This window comes from Candidatus Cybelea sp., assembly GCA_036489315.1.
Taxonomy (GTDB): domain Bacteria; phylum Vulcanimicrobiota; class Vulcanimicrobiia; order Vulcanimicrobiales; family Vulcanimicrobiaceae; genus Cybelea.
Genome location: DASXFZ010000059.1, coordinates 62,137 through 81,647, shown reverse-complemented (window position 1 = coordinate 81,647; position 19,511 = coordinate 62,137). Strand labels below are relative to the sequence as shown.

The window sequence follows — 19,511 nt, the reverse complement described above, 5'->3', positions numbered from 1 at the left end:
CACGACGATCGGTGCCGATTTGCTCGCGAGCGGCGTTCGCGGCGGTGCTGGGCGGCGACTAGCGCGCCGGGGATGCGGGCTCGAGATCGAGCCGGTCGTACCGCCGCAGCCGGTACACGGCTACGCAGACGAGCCAGCTGGCGGCGAAGACGCCGACGATGACGAATCCGAGGACTCCAAAATTATTGCTTACGGCGGCGAGCGCATTCCACGGAGACCCGCTGAGGCCGAGGCGCTGTGCGAATACGCCGAACGCTTCGATCCCGCCGACGATCAGCGCGACCAGGACGGAGATCAGCGTAACGACCATGTTGTAGTACAGCTTGCGCATCGGCTTGACGTATGCCCAGCCGTATGTGCTGAGCATGAGAACTCCATCGGTGGTGTCGAGCAGCGACATGCCGGCCGTGAACAGCAGCGGAAAGATCAAAATGTCGACGACCGGCAGGCCTTTCCCGGCCTCCACGGCGGCGATGCCCAGCAAGCCGACTTCGGTTGCGGTGTCGAAGCCCAAACCGAAGAGGACGCCGATCGGGTACATCTTCCAGCTGGAATCGACGACTTTGATGAGCCCGCCGAAGAAGCGGCCAATCAAGCCGCGCCGGTCGAGCATATCGTCGACGCCGGCACCGGCATCTTTGCCGGCTTTGCGAAACGCGCGAACGATATCGAGCAGAACGGCGAGGTTGATTCCGGCGACCAAAAACAAGAATGCCGCAGAAATCGAGGTTCCGATAATTTCGCCCGCCTGTTGCAGGCCCGGCAGATGCGCTTTCACGGCCCCGGCACCGATCGCGATGCCTACGCTGAGGGCAACGACGATGCTGGAATGGCCGAGTGAGAAGTACAGACCCACCCCAACCGGACGTTGGCCCTGCTGCATCAGCTTTCGCGTGACGTTGTCGATCGCGGAGATATGATCGGCGTCGACAGCATGGCGTAAGCCGAACGTGTAGGCCAGCATTGCCGTGCCGAGCAGGATCGGATGAGACGAAAATGCCCAGAACGCCAGAGCCCACGCGGTCAGATTGAGGCCGATGAGCGCGGCGTAGACGGCGACGATTTTGTCTCGGGTCGTCGAGTGGCCTGGGCTGAAAAGGCGCGACGCCATGGCTAGGTTCCCGCGGTATCTAAAGAGCGGAGGGCTTGACGGGCGGCGTCGGCGTAGAATGGATGGAAGTGCGCGTCGGTTTGCAGCGCGTCGTGTAATCGGCGGAGTGCTTCGTTGCGGTGTCCCGTATGTAAGGCAATAATCCCAGCGTGATATTGCAGCTCGGGATCCTGCGTGTCGTATCGAACGGCCCGTTGGGCGAAGACCCGCGCCTGTGCCCAGCGGCCCATCGCGCTAAGCACCCAGGCCATGGTGTCGTCGGCGTATATTTCGTTGCCGCGCTTGTCGAGATCCGACCGCGCCGCGGCGAGGGCGTCGTCGAGGTGTTCGTCGTGCTCCGCGTAGTAGATCGCCAGGAGGCGGTCGTTGATGCCTTGTGCGTTGAAGAGGCGCTGCTCGGCTCGGATCAGGGCGTCGGTCCGCTGTGCTGCTGGGGCGTCGCCCAGCGCGCGTTGCGCGTCGGCTTCGTACCCGAGGGCTTGCGGTAACGGATAGAGCTCGGCGCTGCGTTGCGCCGAGGCAAGTGCGCGCGGCCAGTCGCGCTGCGCACGGTAGAGCTTTGCCTGAAGGAGGAGGGCCATCGAATTATCGGGATAGATACGCAGCGCTTCGTCGAAAGCGGCAGCCGCCGCGTTCGGATCACCCGCCTCAAAGGCGAGCTGACCGGCGCGCATGTGGTACCAAGATCGCGCATAGGCTGGAACGCTGATCATCCCGTCGACGATTTGCGCGGCAGCGTTCATCGCGATCCGAGCGCCGCCCAGATTGCCGGTCAGTTCGTAATAGCGCGCTCGAATCGACATCCACGTTGGATTCGGGTCGCGCTGCTGCGGCCGGGCCAGAATGTGTGCGGCCTCGGTGTAGCGGCCGAGCTCCATGAGGATCGAAGCGCTTTGCGCGCGAGCGTCGTCGTCGAAGGGCGCGGCGTCGGCCGCGTCGTGTTCGGTCGCCAGCGCCGCGGTAAAGCGGTGAAACGTCAGCTCGCACGACGCGATCACGCTTAGCGCCGCTACGTTTCCCTGCCGCTGCAGGTGCAGCGAACGCTTCGCGACCGCGAGCGCCCGCGCGACGTCGTTGAGGTCTCCGGCTTCGCGAAATCGTTGGAGGTACTGGCTCCCCAAAACCCGTGCCGTGATCTGATCCTGCGGATCGCCGCGCAGCTGTGCCTCATAAAACGCAATGTATTGGTTGCGGTGAAGGTAGTCGGTCTGAATTGGGGCGGGAGCGGCCTCGGCGGCGCGCGCTCGATGAGCGGCAAACCGTGGCCACCCCACCCCTATGGCGAGGGCGGCGGCAAGAGCGAGAACTGCCCCAGCCCCTCGCATCGTTAGAGCGGTGCCTGAACGTAGGGAAACGTGGCGGTGTTTGATTTATCGTACGCGACGTTGTCGGTCGTCAAGCACGGCGCTTCCTTATGGTCGTCGGGAATAAGCCCGAGCGCCGAGAGGGTATTGCCGAAGATTGCGCCCAGCGAAATGTCGATCACGTCGTCGTCAAGGGCGCGGCCGCCGAACTTGCTCCCGGTGGCGCCGCCGGTCTCGTAACCGAGGTAGGCGGCTTTCGTGGTGTTCTGCGAGAGATCGGCCTTCATCACGTTGGGGTAGAGAACTGCCTGCAACGTGCCGGCCCATGTCTTGCCGCGGAACAACAGCGAAAATGATTTAATTTGCTTCTTGAGCACCGGATCCGCGTATGGTTCCGAGCGGTTCGTCGTGTTGTGGTCTTCGAACGCTTCGAACGCTTCCTTGACGGCTGGGCGCGCGAGCAATTCGATCTGTTTGTACACCGTGCCGGCCGAGGGAGAGGACGGGCCGGCAATGGGCGTCACCGCCGTAGTGGCGGAGCTCGTACAGCCGCCGATCGCGACGCCGGCCAACGCTGCGGCCACAAGGGCCAGCGTAAAACGGGATTTCATTTCGTACACTCCTATTCTGCTTGACCGTTGGGGTGGCGGTGGTCGCCCACAGGCCGATTACGCTCGGCGATCCGCCCGCCGGCGCAAGCATCGCTTTGGGCATTTCGATCACGATCGACAGCACGTCGAATGGTGCGAGGTAATCGTGCGGCTTGGCGATGACGCAGCCGTTGGAGTGGGCCGTTCCGTAGCTCACGCCGTCGAGAACGATGGGCTGCGAACCCGTGGCAAAGCGGAAAGACGTCGCGCTCGGCGGCGGGGGATTGGGATGGTTCTTGTAATCGCGGTCGGGAACGATCTTGAAGAACTGAGCGAGATCGAAGTAGAACGGATCGCGCCGCGGCCCGGCGAAGACGCGGATCTTCCCGAGCGACTCCGGCTTATCGAACGAGAACGTTCCTGTTTTGCGCACCGTCGTGTTGGCCGTGCCGACTTCGTTGGGCTTTGCCGGCCCGTACAACGTGATCTTCTGCGACGTTCCGGTCGTGTTTGCGGTGAACTGAATGACGGTATTCTCCGTGAAGGAACCGGACGCGACGCCGCTCGTCGCGATTTTGAACTGGTACAGGACGTTGGGGTCGAGCGCTATCCCGCTGGTCATTCCGGCGGGGATGAGGGGACGGACGTCCATAGCCAGGGCTACCCTCGACGCATCGTGCGGGTCGGGGAACGTGTAGACGTCGGTGATATCCGCAAGCGGGTTTGAGACGACGGTGGGTGAGTCTTGATGGTCGGATCCTCGTGCCGCTTTGAACGAGTAGAGCGAGACGGTGAACGCGAGTAAAAAGACTGCCAGCATCGTACCGCCTGTGCGAAGCAGTTTCATGTGGTCTCCTTTATGGCGAGTATGCGGTGCGCGGACCGCGACGAGAACAGGACGAAGTTGACGGCGGCGTAAAGAGCGGCGCCGAGAAATACGGCTAGAGCGATGCCCGAAACGGGCGCCCGGAGGCCCTGTTGCACCAGGGCTTGCCCTACCATGACCGAGCCGATGGTCGAGATGACGATTGAGGTGAGTAACGGTGCGGCACGGGCGATTCGTTCGAATCCCGATCGCCGCTGCAGCCACGCGGCGCCGTGGACGACGGCGACGCCGAGGCCGGTGAGGATGGCCGCGAGGCCGAGACTGAAAATGACGATGAGCAACAAGCCATAGCCGACGCGGTGCAGCCGCAGCGCCGTCAGCAGCACGACGATCGCGGCGGGGCACGGTGCGATTCCGCCGCTCATCGCGGCGACGACGGCGCTGGGGAAATGCAGCGGGCGGGTGCCGGGAATTGCATGCTCGTGCGCGTGGGCGTGCTCCCGTTGGCGGGCGGCACGCGTGACGGCGATCGACAGACCGCGCGCGCCGATTGCCGACACGGCGACGCCGGAGACCAGAGTAATCCACGTAAAAAGGCTCTCGGTCGCGAAACCGGCTAAGAAAAAGAGCAGGAGCCCTAAGAGCAGCACGGCGATCGTGTGCGCAAAGGTTAACGCGCCGGCAAGAATGGCGGCTTGTTTGAAGGTTGCGCGCGCTCCGACCAGCGTAAAGGCGAGCAAGGCTTTACCGTGCCCGGGCTCGAGGCCATGCAGCGCCCCCAGGCCAAATGCGGCAAGGATAGTTAGAAGAATCCATGCGGGCGTTTGTCCGTCCCGCGCAAAAAGATCTGAGAGCATGGACGTGCGCACCATCGAAGGCGTGCCAAAGCCGCTCGAGTCGTCGCCGCTTACGTGCACTCGAGCGACCCGGACCCCGCCGAGCACCTCGAACGCGGCAGCGTCGTTTTGACGCGGGGAGCCGATCAACGCGCTGGGATACGAGCGCAGTTCGTTGGTCGGATCGACGAGGCCGGGCAGAATAATATCTTTCCAGCCGATGCGCCGATCCCCATAGACCGAGTCGCGCACCGAAACCGCCGCGCGCACGGGAAGGCGAGTTGTGTAATCGCCGGTCCAGTAGAGAATCGGCAAGCCTCCGGCGCCGGGACGCGCGCGCGCCGCCGTTCGATCGAGGTGCAGGCGCAGCGCAACGCCGTTGGCACGTATCGAAAGGCCCTTGGCGACCAGCGAAGCCTCCGCGTTTTGCCAGTTGCGCATCGCCTGCGGGCTCCAGGGTCCCGCGGCGTGCATGATCTGGAACGTCGGGATCTCGGCGATGTCTAAGACGTAATGCACGCGCAGCCGCCCGGACTCGGGCTGCAGCCGTGCAAGGTGGTTGATCGTAAAGTTGCCGAGGGGATGCGCTTGGGCGCGGCCCATGCCGGCGATGGTGGCCAGCACGAGACCGGCGCCCAGTGCGCACAAGCGAAGCGCGATGCTATTTCGATTCACGATTGGTGCTCTAACGGTGCCGACGAGGATCTGGATTTAGCTCGGAGCAAAAAGTTTTAGAGCAAGATTCGGATGGTCCGGCCGGGCGGAACGGATTATGATCGAGGGGTGAATCCAAAAGTATCGATCGGATCGTTAACCTATTTGGCGGTTCCGCAAGAGGTTGCTGCTGAAGCTCGCGAAACGATGCGCGATCGTTTCGGGCACGACGTCAAAGTCGTACGCGATACGGGGCCGTGCCGCGTCTGCCTGCGCATCTCGTCCGAGCCCGAAGAGCTCCTGTTGCTCTCGTATCAGCCTTTGCCCGATACCAGCCCGTACGCGGAGATCGGGCCGATCTTCGTCCACGCTCGGCGCTGCGAGCCGTACACGAGCGCCGATGCGTTCCCAGCCGATTTCGCGCGGCGGCGGCTCGTTCTGCGTGCCTACGGCCACGACGGACGGATCGTCGACGCTGCCGTGGCCGAAGCCGGCGCGGCGGCCGAACAAGCCGCGGCGTTTCTTTGCGATGAAGAGGCAGCCGAAGTTCACGTTCGGCACGAGTCGTACACCTGCTACGCTTTCAAGATCGTGCGCGGCTCCTAAACGGAGGGCGCTCGCCCAGCGCAGAACCTGCTTGCCTCTGACCCGTTGGAGCTTAGGAGGTAGAGGAGATGAAAGCCCCACTTAGCCGTTCTTTGGCAAGCTATTGCGTGGCCGCCGCGTTTCTCGCCGGCTGCGGAGGATTGCAGACGACCAGCGTAACGCCGGCGCCCGCCGCGCGGGGCGGCGCGAGCCTCGCGCCCGCACCGGCCGCGCACTCGTGGATGCGGCCCAGCGCCGAGACGAAACAACCTGCTCTACGTCTCGGCGACCTCGACACTTCGACGATCTACCAGTTCAGCATAACCGCAAGCAGCGCGACGCTCACGACCACGACGTCGCTCTCCGGCGCCGGCTCCGGCGATTTCTGGATCCAAAAGAATCGCGTGATCGCTTCGGCCGGCGCGAATCTCGGGTTTTGGAAGTTTCCCGCCGGCGGTTCGCCGCAAAAGACGTTCCCGGGCAGCTTCTACGGCTCCGTCGACGTCGTGATGAGCAGGGTGAGATAGGGCGATTGCGCGTGGAAGGAACCCTGCCGCCGATCCGGCCGGTCACGCCGCAAGAGATCGAAGCGGCTCGCATCCGAATCGCCGGTACGATCTTTCGCACACCGCTGGTCAAGCTGCAGCTGACCGGCGAATTCCCCGATATTTATTTGAAACTGGAGAATCTGCAGCCAATCAACTCCTTTAAGCTGCGTGGAGCTGCCAACGCCGTCGCGATGTTGGCGCCGGAACGCCGTTCCCAAGGCGTCTGGACGATCAGCGCCGGTAACGCCGGCCAAGGCGTTGCCTACGCGGCGCGCGCGGCTGCCGTACCGTGCACCGTCGTAACGATCGAAACTGCTCCCGAGACGAAAGTCGCGCGTATGCGCGCGCTCGGCGCGCGGATCGTCAAGGCGTCGTTCGACGCGTGCTGGGAGGCGATGGAGCAGCGCGCGTTTCCAGGTGTCGATGGAACCTTCGTTCATCCTTTCGACGACGACGACTTCGTCGCGGGCAACGCGACGATGGGCTTGGAGATCGTCGAAGATCTCCCGAACGTCGAGACCGTCATCACCGCGATTGGTGGGGGCGGCCTCGTTACCGGCGTCGCTTCCGGCGTTCGAGCACGCAAGCGCAACGTGCGCGTCTACGGTGCCGAGCCGGAGACCGCGGCGCCGGGCGCGCTCTCGTTTGCGCGCGGCCAAGCCTCCGTTTTTCCGCAGTGGCAGGCAACGTTCGTCGACGGCTCCGGCGGGAAGAGCGTCTTTCCGCGGATGTGGGAGCGAATGCGGCCCGTCGTCGACGGTTCGATCGTCGTTACGCTCGACGAAACGAGAAGCGCCATGCGTTTGCTCGCCGAAAAAGCGCGCGTCATCGCCGAGGGCGCCGGCGCGCTCTCAGTGGCCGCCGCGCTGCGCAGCAAGGACCTGAAGGGACCGATCGTCGCCGTGGTATCCGGCGGGAACATCGATCTTGCGAAGTTCTTCGAGCTGATCGCCGCGGAATAAGCGTCACGATCGCGATGCCCCGCGCGTTCCGGCGGTTGATGCGAAACGCTGGAGCGGCAATCTTTGCGTTGGCGATCGGCGCCATCGGCGTGGAAACGATCGTCTTCGCGAACACGTCGCTTCCGCCCGTTCACGGCCACCGGGTCATCGGCATCATCCCGTGGCTGCCGGCGGTACCCTGGCTCGCCATCCTTTTTGGCGCCGTGCTGGCCCTAGGCGCCGCGGGCATGCTGGCGCGGCAAACGCGCCGCAACGCGGCGCTCTTCACCGGCGCGCTCTTGCTGCTGGCCGATCTCGTTCTCGACGTTCCCAGAGGCCTCTTAGCGCCCGCGAATATCAGCGTGCGCACGGGGGTCTTCGAACTGCTCGCGCTGGCAAGTCTGGCGTGGCTGCTCGCCGGCGAAGCACCCAAGAGCCCGATCGTGCAGTTCGCCCGGTACGCGTTGGCGATTTCGCTGATCGTTTTTGGCATCGATCACTTTCTTGCGCTCGCGTTCATTGCGACGCTGATCGCAACGTGGATTCCCTGGCACCAGTTTTGGGTGGCCGCCTTCGGCGTTGCCTTCGTCGCTGCGGGAGTCGCGATCGCATTGCGCATCCTCGAGCGCTGGGCGGGTTTTGGTGTAGCCTTGATGTTTGCGATCTGGGTCGTTACGCTGCACGCCCCGCGGGTCGCAGGGCTCTACGGCATTGCGGGAGCGACGCAGAGCCCGGCTGAGTGGCAGAGTCTTTTTATCGCGGTCGCTCTCTGCGGCGGATCGCTGGCGTTTGCCTCGGCAGATTCCTAGAGTTTTTCGTAGACGTCGGTCGCCATTTCACCGAGCGTTTGGCCCGCATAATGAGCGCCGTCCTTACTCTGGTCGACGCTCGGCTTGCCGGCCATCCGGTTGATATAAAACGCGAACGCGATATGGCGCCCGTGACTGGTCGTCATGTATCCGGCGAGCCCTTTGGTGTAGAGGCCGTCGTCGTTGAGCAGATCTTGCGATCCCCACGTGCCGGTCTTCGCGTGCACCTTCCCCGCGGCCGGCGATCCATTCTGAATGTTGAAGAGCGTACCGTCGACGCCCAAGATCGGCAGGCTGCGCCAAAACGGTTTATACCACGACTGGCGGTAGGCCCACGCCAAGTAACTCACCATAAACTGCGGCGTAAAGAACGCCGAGCTTCCCAGGCCGTCTTGCTGCGCGGCGCCGCGTAGGTCGAGGCCGGCTCCGGTGAGCAGCGCGCGTTCCTGCGCGAATCCCGTCTTCAAAAGATCCGTCTTGGCGTGGGCAACGTAGATCGCCCACATATACGGCAGGAGCGCGGCGTGCAGGTTGTCGCTCACCTTGAGCGTGATGTAGATGTCTTCCGAAAGCGGCGGCGACACATGGCTGGCAACGAGATTTGGGGATGTATATGAAACAGCTGCGGCAGCACGGTCGAACTCGGGCCCGCCCGAGGGCGGATTTACGGTTACGCCGGCGGCCGGCAGCGCGACGGTAAAGGCATCCTGGGCGAAGCGTCCCGGCGTCGGCACGCGATAGACAAAGAGGATCGGCCGGCCCGGCGGCATCGTTCCCGTGACCGTTACGCTGTGCGATCCGTCGGCATTGGTCTTGTCGGTCGAAAGGTCGATCGTCGGTTCGGTCTTCGGCGCGCTCGTCTTCGCATTATTGACGAAACGGACGTAGGGCGTTTGGGGCGAGACGCTCATCGAGACGGCGTCACCGGCATTCGTACCCGGGCTCAGCGTAACGTCGACCAGGTTATCGTTGACGACGATCGGCGAAACCACCGCCGCCGTTCCACCCTCCGGCCCGGCATCGGCAAAGAGCGAGGAGTCGACGACGACGCGGCCGTCGACTTGCTTGATCCCGGACTTTGCTACCTGCGCGGCGAGATCCCGCAGAACCGCAAGCGGATCGCCCGGAACCGCGCGCGTGTCGTAGCTTCCGTCGTAAGAGTGATCTTCGTTCTCGAACGCGAGCGTTCCGTCGGGTCGAATTCGCTGGGAAAGATTGGGATCGCCGCTTGCGACCAGGACGAGGTCGCCGTGCAGCACGCCGCTCGAATCGACGGTGCCGATGCGATAGACGGGCGTGGTCCAACGGAAGTTCGGGCCGAGCAGGGCGAGGCTGGTCCCCGTCGTCAGCAGCTTCGTCGTCGACGCGGCCTCCATCAGCACGGCGGCGTTACGGACGTACAGCTGGCGCTTTGCATCGAGGTCGTAGACGTCCGCTGCAACGATCGCGTGGGTAAAGCGTTGACGCGCTGCAATAGCGTCGAGCGCGGATGTTGCGCTTTGCGGCGCGGCGAGCGCGGCGTTAGGCACGAGCAGTGCCGCCGCGAGGACGAGCGCGTTACGCTTCTTCATCGATTTGATCGGTGAGGAACTGGTAGACCATCACGAAGTCGCCGCAAAAGGAGAGAAACGGGTGCTCGAGCGTTTTGGGCTGGTTCTTCTCGAAGACCCAGTGCGAGACGAACGCCGGGAGATAGCCCAGCGCCAAGCCGCCAAGGATGAGCGACGGGCGGCGCAGCGCGATTCCCGTCAGCCCGAGCGACAGGCCCCCAAGTAAGCCCGCGGTATGCACGAGCTTCGTCCGCGGGTCGCGGTGCGCCGCGAGATACTCCGGGTAGAACTCCTCGAACGTCATTCCGCCGCCTATCCTCCATTCATATCGAGAAAGAGTTCGGTTGCCAGTGCGATCAAAAAGCCGGCGCACATCGTCGCGGTTACGGTCGCTGTCAGGCCGGTCCGCCGCAGCACGTTCCACAGCTCGCCGATGACGAAGACCAACGCTCCGATCGCAATCGCGAGGAATAACACCGAGAGCGTCGGTGAGTAGAAGCTGTACCCGACAATCGTGCCGATGAATGTTGGGCCGCCGGCAATCAATCCTGCCAGGCCGATCTGGGCCCACGACGGGACCACGCGGCCGACCAGGGGCGCCGCGACTCCGAAGCCTTCCGTCGCGTTGTGCAGCCCGAAGCCCACGATCAGCGCCAGCGCGACCGCCGTCGCTCCTGAGGCGGCCGAGGCTCCGATCGCAAGGCCTTCACCAAAATTGTGCGCGCCGATGCCGATCGCGATGATCGCCGCCAGTAGGACCGGATTGTCGGCGTGCTGCGCGGCCTTGCGCGTAAAATGCGTCGCCGCGCTTCCCAGTCCGACCAGACCGATTGCCAGACCGAGCACGAAGACCGTCACGAGCGCGACTGGGAATGCCGCAGCGCCGGCGTGCCAGGTTCCAAGTGCTTGCGAGATCGGAGCGATCGCGTTTTGCGCGATCTCAACGACGAGATAGAGAAGGATCCCGATCGCGAGCGCATTGAGCAGGGCGACCGTCTGCGGCGAGAAGCTGCGCGCGCGGGCGATCGGCAGGCCCAGAAAGATCGTAAAACCGGCGATCGCGCCCAGCAGTACCGTCGTCCAAAAGCTCAGCGCATGCGTCGTCGCGCCTGCAATCGGCGTCATGGCCCGGTACATCGAGGCCAGCGTGTTCGGCGTGCCGATGTAGTGGATCGCCGTGATCAACCCGGCCGGCATGCCCATCGAATCTTCGATGTGATCCATGACGTGACAGTGCACGAGCCACGTACCCGGCTTCGCATTGGCGTGAATTACAACATCGACGCGCTGCCCCGGGGAGATCAGAACGGTGTCTTGGATATCCCGGTAATCGAGCGGCGCGGCATCGCGGGCGATGATCCGCTGGTAGTGCCCGTGAGTGTGCATCGTGTGGAACTCTTCGCCCGAGATGTTGATCCAGCGGACGCGAAAATATTCGCCGGAACGCACGTCGAGCTGACGCGTTGCAGGGTACTCTTTGCCGTTGAGCGTGAAGTGGTTTTCGGCAACGCTGCGGATCTGCCAGGAGGAGATGACTTCGACGAAATCGTGCGCGAGGTTGCGCTCCACGGGAAGCGGATGCGCGGGCTGCACGACGATCGCGCCGTAGAGCCCCGAATCGAGCATCGCTTCGTTGTCGTGAGTGTGATAGATGAACGTACCGGGCTGGTCGGCGACGAAGCGATAGACGAAGTGGCCGCCCGTCGGAACGAGCGACTGCGAAATGCCGGCGACGCCGTCCATATCGACAGGTATGTCGTGAATGCCGTGAAGGTGGATCGAATCGGACGTCGCGCCGTCGTTCGTGTAGTCGATGACGACCGTGTCGCCCTGGTGCACTTGCAGCACCGGCCCCGGAACGACGCCGTTGTAAGTATTGGCCATAACCGTGAGGCCGGGCTTAAGCGACCACGGTGCCTGGCGCTCGACGAGATGAAAGACCTTGATGCGGCCATGCGTTACGGGGACGGCTTGATAGCTGCCGTCGGGTCTGGGGAACGAGTGGGATTCCCCAGGAGCCGGCGTCGCAACCGGAATGGGGGCGCTGAGCGGCTGCAAACCGAGCGAGGTCGAGTTCGGAGAGGCGACGTCGTCGGCGTCGGCTCGCGCCACGCCCGGAACGGCAGCGAGCGCGACGATCGCCGCGCCGATCAGCAGGGCGGGCCGGAAAAAAGGCATTTTTAGGTGTGCCTAAGATTGTAGATAGGCGCGCCTTTCTCCTAGTAGGCGGTTAGGCAGTGGCATTTGCCCATAAAAGAAAAGAGCGGCCGGTCGCCGCTCTTGAACGCGTAGAAGGCAGGCGCGGTTCTCAGCTGCAGGACTTGCTTTGCTCGGCCGTCATAGTGAATGTCCCACCTCCAAATAGCTGGCCGTTCATCCCGCTGTAGGTAAATTTACCGGAGCCCTGCTTCGCATTGACCGACCCTTCGAAGGTCAAAAAAAACGCTGGTGATGGCAGCCAAAGGGCAGATGCGTATAGCTGCTTACCGGAGGTAAGGTACGTTCCAGTAAAACTTACACTGCCGGTGCTCGACCAGCTCCCATTGGGTTTGAACCGAAAGCAGAGAGACGACCCGGGAAGGCTACTCCCCACGACGGTTGTTAGTTTAGCCAGGTAGTATCTCTTAAGCGATGATCGCTCTGCGGAGCCCGTTGCGGATTGAGCCCCCGCACTCGGTGCACCCGCGACTGACTGCGATCCGCCGCATCCTGACAGCAGCACGGTCATGCAGACGACGAGTGGAATCTTCATACGCCTTCCCCTTTCCCTGTCCAGGCAAGGGTTCGATGGGGGTAAAGCGTTCCCCAGGGCTGCGGGACGCCAGTCGTGAGTACCGTCCCTAAATACAGTTGCGGGCGCGGCGCCCCGGGAGCCCCCGAAGGGGCGTTCAGCCCTGCCCGATCGGCAGGGTTTGATCTTCAAGCGTAGCTTTCTCAATTCCGGAAGGCTCCGGCAATGGGCCGGGTGCGGCATATGCGAACAGATGCTAGCGCTAGAGGAGGTTTTTGTGCCCGACGTACGACTTGAACGGAGTCTCCGCGTCCCAGCCGAGTTGGCGCTTCAAGTGCTGGGCGACGTGCTAATATCGATTGCGAGACAGGAAGGGCCTTGGCGAGGCTTCGCGCTTCACGTGGGGCTCGGCGACTTGCACCTGCCCGACGTCGGCTACGTGGCCGTGCCGATCGACTTGACGGCCACCAAAAACGAGAAGCAACAAGCGGTCGACATCACCTTTCGCGCCGCCAGGTCGCCAGCCACGTTCCCCACATTCAAGGGTGCAATGGGAGTGACGCCCGGCGAACTCGGCGAGTGTACGCTCTATCTAACCGGAGCCTACGACCTGCCGATGCGGATCTTCGGCAATCTGCTCGACGTGGCGCTCGCCCCGGGCGTCGCCGCGCGTTCGCTCGAGAATTTCATCGACGAGATCGCAGCGGCATGCCAGGCCCGCGTCGATCAGCGAGAATCGGAGTTTGCGCGCTACCGTTACTACAGTACATTGTTGCGGTGACGCCTACGAAGTACGACTGCTGCATCGTCGGGGGTGGTCCGGCCGGAATGATGGCCGGACTCCTTCTTGCGCGCGCCGGCGTGCGCACGATCTTACTCGAAAAACACGCGGACTTTCTGCGCGACTTTCGCGGCGATACGATCCATCCGTCCACGCTCGACGTCATGGCCGAACTCGGTTTGCTCGAAGCCTTTCTGCAGCGGCCGCACCAGGAGGTGACGAGCCTCTCGGGCAGCGTCGGCGACCGGCTGGTAACCGTCGCCGACTTCACGCATCTTCCGACGCGCTGCAAGTTCGTCGCCTTCATGCCGCAATGGGAGTTCCTGAGTTTTCTCGCCGAGGAGGCCAAGCGTTACGAGAATTTTACGCTGGGGATGGAGATGCGCGGCGAGGAGCTCTTGTGGGATCAGGGCCGCGTCGTGGGCGTGCGCGCGCAAACGCCCGATGGGCCCGTTGAGGTGCGCGCGGATCTGACGGTTGCGGCAGACGGCCGAGAATCGGTCGTCCGTAGGGAAGCGGGGCTCGAGATCATCGAACTCGGCGCGCCGATGGACGTGCTCTGGCTGCGCTTGACCAAACATCCGCACGATCCGCACGACACGTTCGGGTACGTCCGCGGCGGCCGGATCATGGCGCTCATCGATCGGGGCGAGTACTGGCAGTGTGCTTACGTCATCCCGAAAGGGACGCTGACCGAGCTGCGCGAGTGCGGGCTTACGGAGTTCCGGCGCCAGATCACCGAACTGGTACCGTTTCTCGCCGATCGCACGCACGAGCTGACCTCGTGGGATGACGTGAAGCTGTTGACCGTGCGCGTCAACCGTCTGCGGCGGTGGTATCGCTCTGGGCTGCTCTGCATCGGCGATGCGGCGCACGCGATGTCTCCGATCGGCGGCGTCGGCATCAACCTCGCGATTCAGGACGCGGTCGCGACTGCCAACATGCTCGCGCCCAAGCTGCGCTCCGGCACCCTGTCCATCGACGACCTTCGGGCCGTACAGCGCCGCCGGGAGAGGGCCGCGCGTCTCACACAGGCGCTTCAGCTCTTCATCCAGCGGCGCATCATCGGGAAGGTTCTTGCCGATGGCCGGGCACCGTTTCTAAAGGGCCTCCCCGCGGTCGTTCGCTGGCTGCCGTTCTTGCCGCGAATTCCCGGGCGTTTAGTGGGGTTGGGCTTCCGGCCCGAACACGTCCTGAACCTCACGGTACGGTAAGAGCCAAACCAGCGACTCGTCGTGCAGGTCGACGACCTGAACTCGGTTTCCGAACGGATCCATGAAGTCACAGCGAAACGGCGGGATGAGTTTGATCCCGTACTTGCCAGTCAGCTTTTCCCGTACTTCCGCCAGCTGAGTTTCGTCGCGGACGATCAGTCCAAAGTGCCGCGTACGGTTCGCCTGGGCTTTGCCGCTCTCGAACATCGCCAGAAACTGATGCTCGCCGGCCTTGAAGAACGCGTCGCCCTCGCCCTCGTCGAGCTTCTCTAAATTGAACACGTCCTGATAGAACGCGACCGCTTTCCCGACGTCGTCCACTTCGATCGCGACGTGATTGATGCCATATACCTTGACGCTCATGCTTCCATCTATGCCCCGCGCGCAAGAATGGTTGCAGAACGCCGAGCGTCGAACGCCACGCGCCATGGCACGTGGATTGATTCTCGGGGTCGTCGTTACGTTGGTCGTGCTGGCGCTCGCCGTCTATCTCGCGGTCGAGGGCGGCCTCGTCCCGGCCAACGCCGACGCGAAGCCGCCGCACTTCGAGCGGTGGATGGCGAGGACGTCGCTCGACGCAGCGCTGGCACGCGAAGCGCCCAAAACTCCCAACCCATTGCCGTTCAACGACGAGAATCTGATCGCGGGAATCAAGCTCTATGCCGCCAACTGCGCCGTTTGCCATGGCGCCGCCGATGCAAAGCCCTCGAACATCGCGCGCGGCCTCTATCAAAAGCCTCCGCAGCTGGCCAAGGACGGCGTCGAAGACGATCCCGACGGAGTCACGTACTGGAAGGTCGCGCACGGCATTCGCCTTACCGGAATGCCGTCATTCGGTCAGAACCTCGGCGACGATCAGATCTGGCAGCTGACGCTCTTCCTCAAACACATGGACGGCCTCCCGGCAGCGCCGCGGCGCGTTTGGAAGGCCGTGAAGAGCAACGCCGAAGCTTCGAGTTAAGGCGGCGGCGTCGAGCCGCTATCCGTTGCCGGCGTAGCGGCGAAAATGTACTGATCGTTGGAGTTCGCGTCGTTCGGTTGTGGAAACGCAGCGCTATTCCCCATCGCGGCGCCGGAGAGAACCGCGGCCGTCTGCGGATAGACCTGGCCTTTGAAGGAACCATCGCCATTCATCGTCGCGACGACGTGAAGCTTACCTTGAGGGCCCGCTCCTAATCCAAGATCGACAGACGACGGCCCGATATCGAACCAAATGTAATCGCCATCGCGCCCACCGACGACTTCGATGAAGAGCTTATTGAACGTCGTGTGATAGTAGCCGCGCAGGTGCCCGCCCGGGAAAACCTGTAGATCGAGGCGCCCCGTAATGGGGTACTCCGAGCCATAAGCTTGCGTTATGGCGGTGGTAAAGTGCAGTTCCGTCGGCTGATCCTGAGCCGGCGCTCGGCCGGGGGTCGCAACCAGGGCCACGCCTACGAGTGCGATGCAGCTCACGAAGCGTTCCAAAGACCGTACCATTCTGACTCCTCTCGATTGACCTTCTCAGGGAGTAGAGCGCTCAGCTTGCCGAGAACGTGACTATCGTGGCACAACCTGCTGAAATTGACCTACGTAGTCTTCCCACGTGGGAGCGTCCGGATCACGTCCGCAAAGCACTCGATCGTCTCCCCTCGGGAGCCTCGCTTACCCTGATCATGGAGAACGAGCCGCGGGCGCTCTCGGCACGCATAACACAGGACCGGCCCGATCGTTTCGTCGTCGAATCCCGCCGTATCGGAAGCCGGGTCTGGCACCTTCGCCTTACCCACCGTCCAGGCGAGACGACCGACCGGAACTCGGCATTTCAGCACCTGAGCCGCTGTCCGGCCTTCGCGCCCCTCGATGCGAGCGTGCGGGAGGAGATGGCGGTCGCTACGGTCTGGCAGACCGGGCGCCGCGGACAGTCCCTCGTCGCCGAGAACGTCGATTGGGCTTTCATCGGAATGGTCACCGAAGGAATCGTTGCTCGGGCCAACGGGGGCGGACGCGACCGCGAGCGCATCCTCTACGAAATCTTTCCCTACGAGCTGTTCGGCGTCGCGGAGTACTTCGACCGCGGGCTCAAAATGGCACGGATCGCCGTCTTTTCCAAGACCGCGCACGTGCTGAAAGTGCCATGGGAAGTCATCGGGCGAATGGCCGCCCGCTATCCCGAGCTGACCAACGCGCTGGGTATCGTGATGGCACAGCGGGTCCGGCTGCTCGCCGATGCGCTGAGCGTGCAGGGATCGCTGCCGATTCTCGGGCGCATTGCGCGCGTTCTGCTTCCCTATGCGATGCCCGATCGCGGGCTCGTTCCGGCGGCACCGTCGTTGTCGACGATCACGCAGTCTCAGATTGCTGCAGCCGGGGGCACTGTTAAGGAAGTCGCGGCGCGGGCGATCGCAGAACTGGAATCGCGCAAGGCATTACGGCGGGAGCACGGTCACATCCGTTATCTCGACCGCGAAGTGCTTCTCGGCTTGATTCAAGACGTTTCTTAAGCCGGGATTCGGTCAAAGCCCGTAAACGGCCGCAACGCTTCGGGCATCGTTACCGAACCGTCAGCTTCTTGATAGTTCTCGAGAAGCGCGGCAATGGTTCGGCCGATCGCCAGGCCCGAGCCGTTGAGCGTGTGCACGAACTCCGGCTTCGCGCCCGCTTCCCGGCGGAAGCGAATCGACGCACGGCGTGCTTGAAAATCCGTACAGTTCGAACACGAGCTTATCTCGCGGTACTGGTTGCTGCTCGGCACCCAGATCTCGATGTCGTGCGTTTTCGCCGCGTTGTACCCCGTGTCGCCGGCGCACAGCTCGACGACCCGGTGCGGCAATCCGAGCTCGGTAAGCAGCGATTCGGCGTCGGCCGTTAGCCGATCGAGCGCGGCAAACGAAGCCTCCGGAAGCGCCAGCCACACCAGCTCGACCTTTTCGAACTGGTGCTGGCGGATGAGCCCGCGCGTATCCTTGCCGGCGGCCCCCGCTTCTTTGCGAAAGCAGGGAGTATAGGCGACGTATTTTAGCGGCAGCTCGGCGAACTCGAGAATCTCGCCGCTGCGCAAGGCGGTCAGCGGCACCTCCGACGTGGGGATCATGAAGAGCTGCGTGCTGGAATCCTCAAACATCGCGTCGGCGAACTTGCTCAACTGCCCGGTCGACCACATCGTCGCCCGCGAGACCAGCAGCGGCGGTGCGATCTCCAAATACCCGCGCGCGTTCGCGCGATCGAGGAAAAACGCGGCGAGCCCGCGCGACAGGCGCGCACCCGCGCCGCTCAAGACCGCGAAGCGGCTTCCGGAGAGCTTCGCGGCGCGTGCAAAGTCGATGATGCCGAGGTTCTCGCCGATTTCCCAGTGGGGCTTTGGCTCGAACTCGAAGACGCGCGGCGTCCCCCAGCGCCGAAGCTCGACGTTGCACGTTTCGTCGCTTCCCGGTGGTACCGAATCGTCGAGCAGGTTGGGAATCAACTCAAGCGTCGCGCGCAACGGCGAAGGGTCGTCGATCGAAAGCGCGCGCGCTCTCTCTTCGGCGCCGGCGATCTCCTGCGAAAGTGCGTCGATTTGCGGCCGCAGTTCGCGCGCCGCCGCGCCCTTGTCTTGCGCCTTTCCGATCGACGCCGACAGGCGGTTCTTCTCGGCTTTCGCCCGTTCCGCAGCGGTCAACGCAGAGCGGTACTCCTCGTCGTAGCGCAGAACGTCGTCAACGACCGACGGGTCCTGCCCGCGACGAGCGAGAGCTCGTCGCACGCGGTCGGGATCGCGGCGTATCAAAGCGATATCGAGCATGGAGAAGCGCGCCATTACGCAGCCCGTAAATCCAGTCCTACCGGAGGTCGGATTTATCGCCGAGAGATTGTTAGCGCCGCAGCAGGCGATGGTGGCGTTCTTTTCGCGCGTCTGCCTGACGCCGCCCGGCACGGAGACGGTAAAGCTCGAGGACGCGTCCGGACGGGTACTCGCCGCCGCGGTCGTCGCCGACGACGATTATCCTAACGCTCCGCGTTCCCTGATGGACGGCTTCGCAATAGCGGCGCGTTGCGCGCCGGGCCGTCTGAAAATCGTCGGCGATATTGCGATGGGAGTCGCGCCGCACACGGCGCTGACCGGCGATTGCGCGATGCGCATTCCGACCGGAGGGGTGCTGCCGGCCGGAGCCGACGCCGTCGTACCGATCGAGGACGTACGCGTCGAGGACGAGCGCGTTTGCATCGATGAAGCCGTCCAGATGGGCGCGAACGTGGCGCAAAAAGGCGCCGATATGCGCAAAGGTGAGGCGCTGCTCGAAGGCCGACGGCGAATTTCCGCCGCGGAGATCGGCGTGCTGGCAACGGTGGGAGCCACGGAAGTAACGGTCTACCGCCGTCCGCGGATCGCCGTGCTCTCGAGCGGGGACGAGCTCGTCGCGCCGTCGCAGCAGCCGCGGCCCGGCCAGATCCGCGATTCGAATCGCTACGCGGTCGCGACCTCGCTGCGTGCGATGGGTGCGCAGCCGCGCCATTATCCGACGATGCGCGACGAAGCCGATGAGTTCGAGCGGACCCTGGCGTCGGCGCTGCCAGAATGCGACGGCGTCGTCCTCACCGGCGGATCCTCGGTCGGCGAACGCGACCGGCTGCCCGATGCGGTGGCGAGGATAGCCGATCCGGGCGTGATCGTCCACGGCTTACGGGTGAAGCCCGGAAAGCCGACGCTGTTTGGCGCGCACGGCGGCAAACCGATCGTCGGACTGCCGGGAAATCCGGCCTCGGCACTCTTCATTCTTGAGGCGGTCGCCGCGCCGATCGTCGCCGCGCTGACCGGGGCTCCCGTTGAAGCGTCGACCGTTGCGGCGCGCCTCGCCGCGCCGGTCGCCAGCCGGGCCGGCTGGACGTGGTATATTCCGGTCGCCCTCAAGCATGATGCAGGGCTTCCTCTCGCGCATCCTCTGGCGATGCGTTCGTTCTCGGTTAGCCTTGCCGCCCGCGCCGACGGATTCATCATCATGAGCGAGCGCGACGACGCCTGGCCGGCCGGTGCGCCGGTCACCGTTTTTCGCTTTTTGGGAGGCTGCTAAA

General features: G+C 63.7%; 19 protein-coding genes and 1 pseudogene. 9 read left to right on the top strand and 11 right to left on the bottom strand.

Going from position 1 to position 19,511, the window contains the following annotated elements:
* Nucleotides 1-58: 58 nt before the first annotated feature.
* The 5 genes and pseudogenes from VGG51_13400 to VGG51_13380 form a co-directional block, all read right to left on the bottom strand.
* The gene (locus VGG51_13400; protein HEY1884026.1) at nucleotides 59-1,111 is read right to left on the bottom strand and encodes a HoxN/HupN/NixA family nickel/cobalt transporter; all 1,053 of its coding nucleotides are present in this window, start codon (nucleotides 1,109-1,111) and stop codon (nucleotides 59-61) included.
* Nucleotides 1,112-1,113: 2 nt separating this feature from the next.
* Nucleotides 1,114-2,385, bottom strand: a complete 1,272-nt coding sequence (locus VGG51_13395; GenBank protein ID HEY1884025.1) for a tetratricopeptide repeat protein — start codon at nucleotides 2,383-2,385, stop codon at nucleotides 1,114-1,116.
* 53 nt (nucleotides 2,386-2,438) lie between these two features.
* Nucleotides 2,439-3,026, bottom strand: a complete 588-nt coding sequence (locus VGG51_13390) for a DUF4331 family protein (GenBank protein HEY1884024.1) — start codon at nucleotides 3,024-3,026, stop codon at nucleotides 2,439-2,441.
* A 58-nt stretch (nucleotides 3,027-3,084) separates the two neighbouring features.
* Nucleotides 3,085-3,825 (bottom strand): annotated as a pseudogene (locus VGG51_13385) (DUF4331 family protein).
* Between the two features lie 23 nt (nucleotides 3,826-3,848).
* On the bottom strand, nucleotides 3,849-5,342 hold the full coding sequence (locus VGG51_13380; GenBank protein HEY1884023.1) for a hypothetical protein: 1,494 nt from the start codon (nucleotides 5,340-5,342) through the stop codon (nucleotides 3,849-3,851).
* 186 nt (nucleotides 5,343-5,528) lie between these two features.
* On the opposite strand from VGG51_13380, the gene VGG51_13375 reads away from it, so the two are divergent.
* The 4 genes from VGG51_13375 (at nucleotide 5,529) to VGG51_13360 (ending at nucleotide 8,204) form a co-directional block, all read left to right on the top strand.
* Nucleotides 5,529-5,927, top strand: coding sequence for a DUF1203 domain-containing protein (locus VGG51_13375; protein ID HEY1884022.1), 399 nt, complete (start codon nucleotides 5,529-5,531; stop codon nucleotides 5,925-5,927).
* 68 nt (nucleotides 5,928-5,995) lie between these two features.
* Entirely contained in the window at nucleotides 5,996-6,433 is a 438-nt protein-coding gene (locus VGG51_13370) for a hypothetical protein (protein HEY1884021.1), read from the top strand.
* An 11-nt stretch (nucleotides 6,434-6,444) separates the two neighbouring features.
* Nucleotides 6,445-7,416 carry a threonine/serine dehydratase gene (locus VGG51_13365; GenBank protein ID HEY1884020.1) on the top strand — a complete coding sequence of 324 codons (972 nt, stop codon included), beginning with the start codon at nucleotides 6,445-6,447 and terminating at the stop codon, nucleotides 7,414-7,416.
* A 38-nt stretch (nucleotides 7,417-7,454) separates the two neighbouring features.
* Nucleotides 7,455-8,204, top strand: a complete 750-nt coding sequence (locus VGG51_13360) for a hypothetical protein (GenBank protein ID HEY1884019.1) — start codon at nucleotides 7,455-7,457, stop codon at nucleotides 8,202-8,204.
* Here the strand turns inward: VGG51_13360 and dacB are convergent.
* From dacB to VGG51_13345, 3 genes are read right to left on the bottom strand one after another with little or no spacing between them, the layout of a single operon-like run.
* Nucleotides 8,201-9,775, bottom strand: a complete 1,575-nt coding sequence (gene dacB, locus VGG51_13355; protein HEY1884018.1) for a D-alanyl-D-alanine carboxypeptidase/D-alanyl-D-alanine-endopeptidase — start codon at nucleotides 9,773-9,775, stop codon at nucleotides 8,201-8,203. The two genes, VGG51_13360 and dacB, sit on opposite strands and share 4 nt — an antisense overlap.
* Nucleotides 9,762-10,058 carry a DUF962 domain-containing protein gene (locus VGG51_13350; GenBank protein HEY1884017.1) on the bottom strand — a complete coding sequence of 99 codons (297 nt, stop codon included), beginning with the start codon at nucleotides 10,056-10,058 and terminating at the stop codon, nucleotides 9,762-9,764. Before VGG51_13350 ends, dacB begins: the two co-directional genes overlap by 14 nt.
* Nucleotides 10,059-10,066: 8 nt before the next feature.
* Nucleotides 10,067-11,932 (bottom strand): multicopper oxidase domain-containing protein, encoded by a 1,866-nt coding sequence (locus VGG51_13345; protein HEY1884016.1) that lies wholly within the window; start codon nucleotides 11,930-11,932, stop codon nucleotides 10,067-10,069.
* Between the two features lie 830 nt (nucleotides 11,933-12,762).
* Here VGG51_13345 and VGG51_13340 point away from each other — a divergent pair.
* Nucleotides 12,763-13,266 (top strand): hypothetical protein, encoded by a 504-nt coding sequence (locus VGG51_13340; protein ID HEY1884015.1) that lies wholly within the window; start codon nucleotides 12,763-12,765, stop codon nucleotides 13,264-13,266.
* Nucleotides 13,263-14,480 carry an FAD-dependent oxidoreductase gene (locus tag VGG51_13335; protein ID HEY1884014.1) on the top strand — a complete coding sequence of 406 codons (1,218 nt, stop codon included), beginning with the start codon at nucleotides 13,263-13,265 and terminating at the stop codon, nucleotides 14,478-14,480. The genes VGG51_13340 and VGG51_13335 overlap by 4 nt, the downstream gene beginning before the upstream one ends.
* Here the strand turns inward: VGG51_13335 and VGG51_13330 are convergent.
* Nucleotides 14,427-14,843 carry a VOC family protein gene (locus tag VGG51_13330; GenBank protein ID HEY1884013.1) on the bottom strand — a complete coding sequence of 139 codons (417 nt, stop codon included), beginning with the start codon at nucleotides 14,841-14,843 and terminating at the stop codon, nucleotides 14,427-14,429. The genes VGG51_13335 and VGG51_13330 overlap by 54 nt on opposite strands.
* 64 nt (nucleotides 14,844-14,907) lie before the next feature.
* On the opposite strand from VGG51_13330, the gene VGG51_13325 reads away from it, so the two are divergent.
* The gene (locus VGG51_13325; protein ID HEY1884012.1) at nucleotides 14,908-15,441 is read left to right on the top strand and encodes a c-type cytochrome; all 534 of its coding nucleotides are present in this window, start codon (nucleotides 14,908-14,910) and stop codon (nucleotides 15,439-15,441) included.
* Here the strand turns inward: VGG51_13325 and VGG51_13320 are convergent.
* The gene (locus VGG51_13320; GenBank protein ID HEY1884011.1) at nucleotides 15,438-15,959 is read right to left on the bottom strand and encodes a hypothetical protein; all 522 of its coding nucleotides are present in this window, start codon (nucleotides 15,957-15,959) and stop codon (nucleotides 15,438-15,440) included. The two genes, VGG51_13325 and VGG51_13320, sit on opposite strands and share 4 nt — an antisense overlap.
* A 65-nt stretch (nucleotides 15,960-16,024) precedes the next feature.
* On the opposite strand from VGG51_13320, the gene VGG51_13315 reads away from it, so the two are divergent.
* Entirely contained in the window at nucleotides 16,025-16,963 is a 939-nt protein-coding gene (locus VGG51_13315; GenBank protein HEY1884010.1) for a DUF2249 domain-containing protein, read from the top strand.
* On the opposite strand, the gene serS is transcribed toward VGG51_13315, so the two are convergent.
* Entirely contained in the window at nucleotides 16,960-18,258 is a 1,299-nt protein-coding gene (gene serS, locus VGG51_13310; protein HEY1884009.1) for a serine--tRNA ligase, read from the bottom strand. The two genes, VGG51_13315 and serS, sit on opposite strands and share 4 nt — an antisense overlap.
* Here serS and glp point away from each other — a divergent pair.
* The gene (glp, locus tag VGG51_13305) at nucleotides 18,242-19,510 is read left to right on the top strand and encodes a gephyrin-like molybdotransferase Glp (GenBank protein HEY1884008.1); all 1,269 of its coding nucleotides are present in this window, start codon (nucleotides 18,242-18,244) and stop codon (nucleotides 19,508-19,510) included. The genes serS and glp overlap by 17 nt on opposite strands.
* Nucleotide 19,511: the final 1 nt, after the last annotated feature.

Bases quoted from the DNA above. Each gene is read 5' to 3' on its own strand.
- VGG51_13400 (HEY1884026.1), bottom strand. From the start codon at position 1,111: ATGGCGTCGCGCCTTTTCAGCCCAGGCCACTCGACGACCCGAGACAAA.
- VGG51_13390 (HEY1884024.1), bottom strand. From the start codon at position 3,026: ATGAAATCCCGTTTTACGCTGGCCCTTGTGGCCGCAGCGTTGGCCGGC.
- VGG51_13375 (HEY1884022.1), top strand. From the start codon at position 5,529: ATGCGCGATCGTTTCGGGCACGACGTCAAAGTCGTACGCGATACGGGG.
- VGG51_13370 (HEY1884021.1), top strand. From the start codon at position 5,996: ATGAAAGCCCCACTTAGCCGTTCTTTGGCAAGCTATTGCGTGGCCGCC.
- VGG51_13360 (HEY1884019.1), top strand. From the start codon at position 7,455: ATGCGAAACGCTGGAGCGGCAATCTTTGCGTTGGCGATCGGCGCCATC.
- dacB (HEY1884018.1), bottom strand. From the start codon at position 9,775: ATGAAGAAGCGTAACGCGCTCGTCCTCGCGGCGGCACTGCTCGTGCCT.
- VGG51_13350 (HEY1884017.1), bottom strand. From the start codon at position 10,058: ATGACGTTCGAGGAGTTCTACCCGGAGTATCTCGCGGCGCACCGCGAC.
- VGG51_13345 (HEY1884016.1), bottom strand. From the start codon at position 11,932: ATGCCTTTTTTCCGGCCCGCCCTGCTGATCGGCGCGGCGATCGTCGCG.
- VGG51_13330 (HEY1884013.1), bottom strand. From the start codon at position 14,843: ATGAGCGTCAAGGTATATGGCATCAATCACGTCGCGATCGAAGTGGAC.
- VGG51_13325 (HEY1884012.1), top strand. From the start codon at position 14,908: ATGGCACGTGGATTGATTCTCGGGGTCGTCGTTACGTTGGTCGTGCTG.
- VGG51_13320 (HEY1884011.1), bottom strand. From the start codon at position 15,959: ATGGTACGGTCTTTGGAACGCTTCGTGAGCTGCATCGCACTCGTAGGC.
- glp (HEY1884008.1), top strand. From the start codon at position 18,242: ATGGAGAAGCGCGCCATTACGCAGCCCGTAAATCCAGTCCTACCGGAG.
- serS (HEY1884009.1), bottom strand. From the start codon at position 18,258: ATGGCGCGCTTCTCCATGCTCGATATCGCTTTGATACGCCGCGATCCC.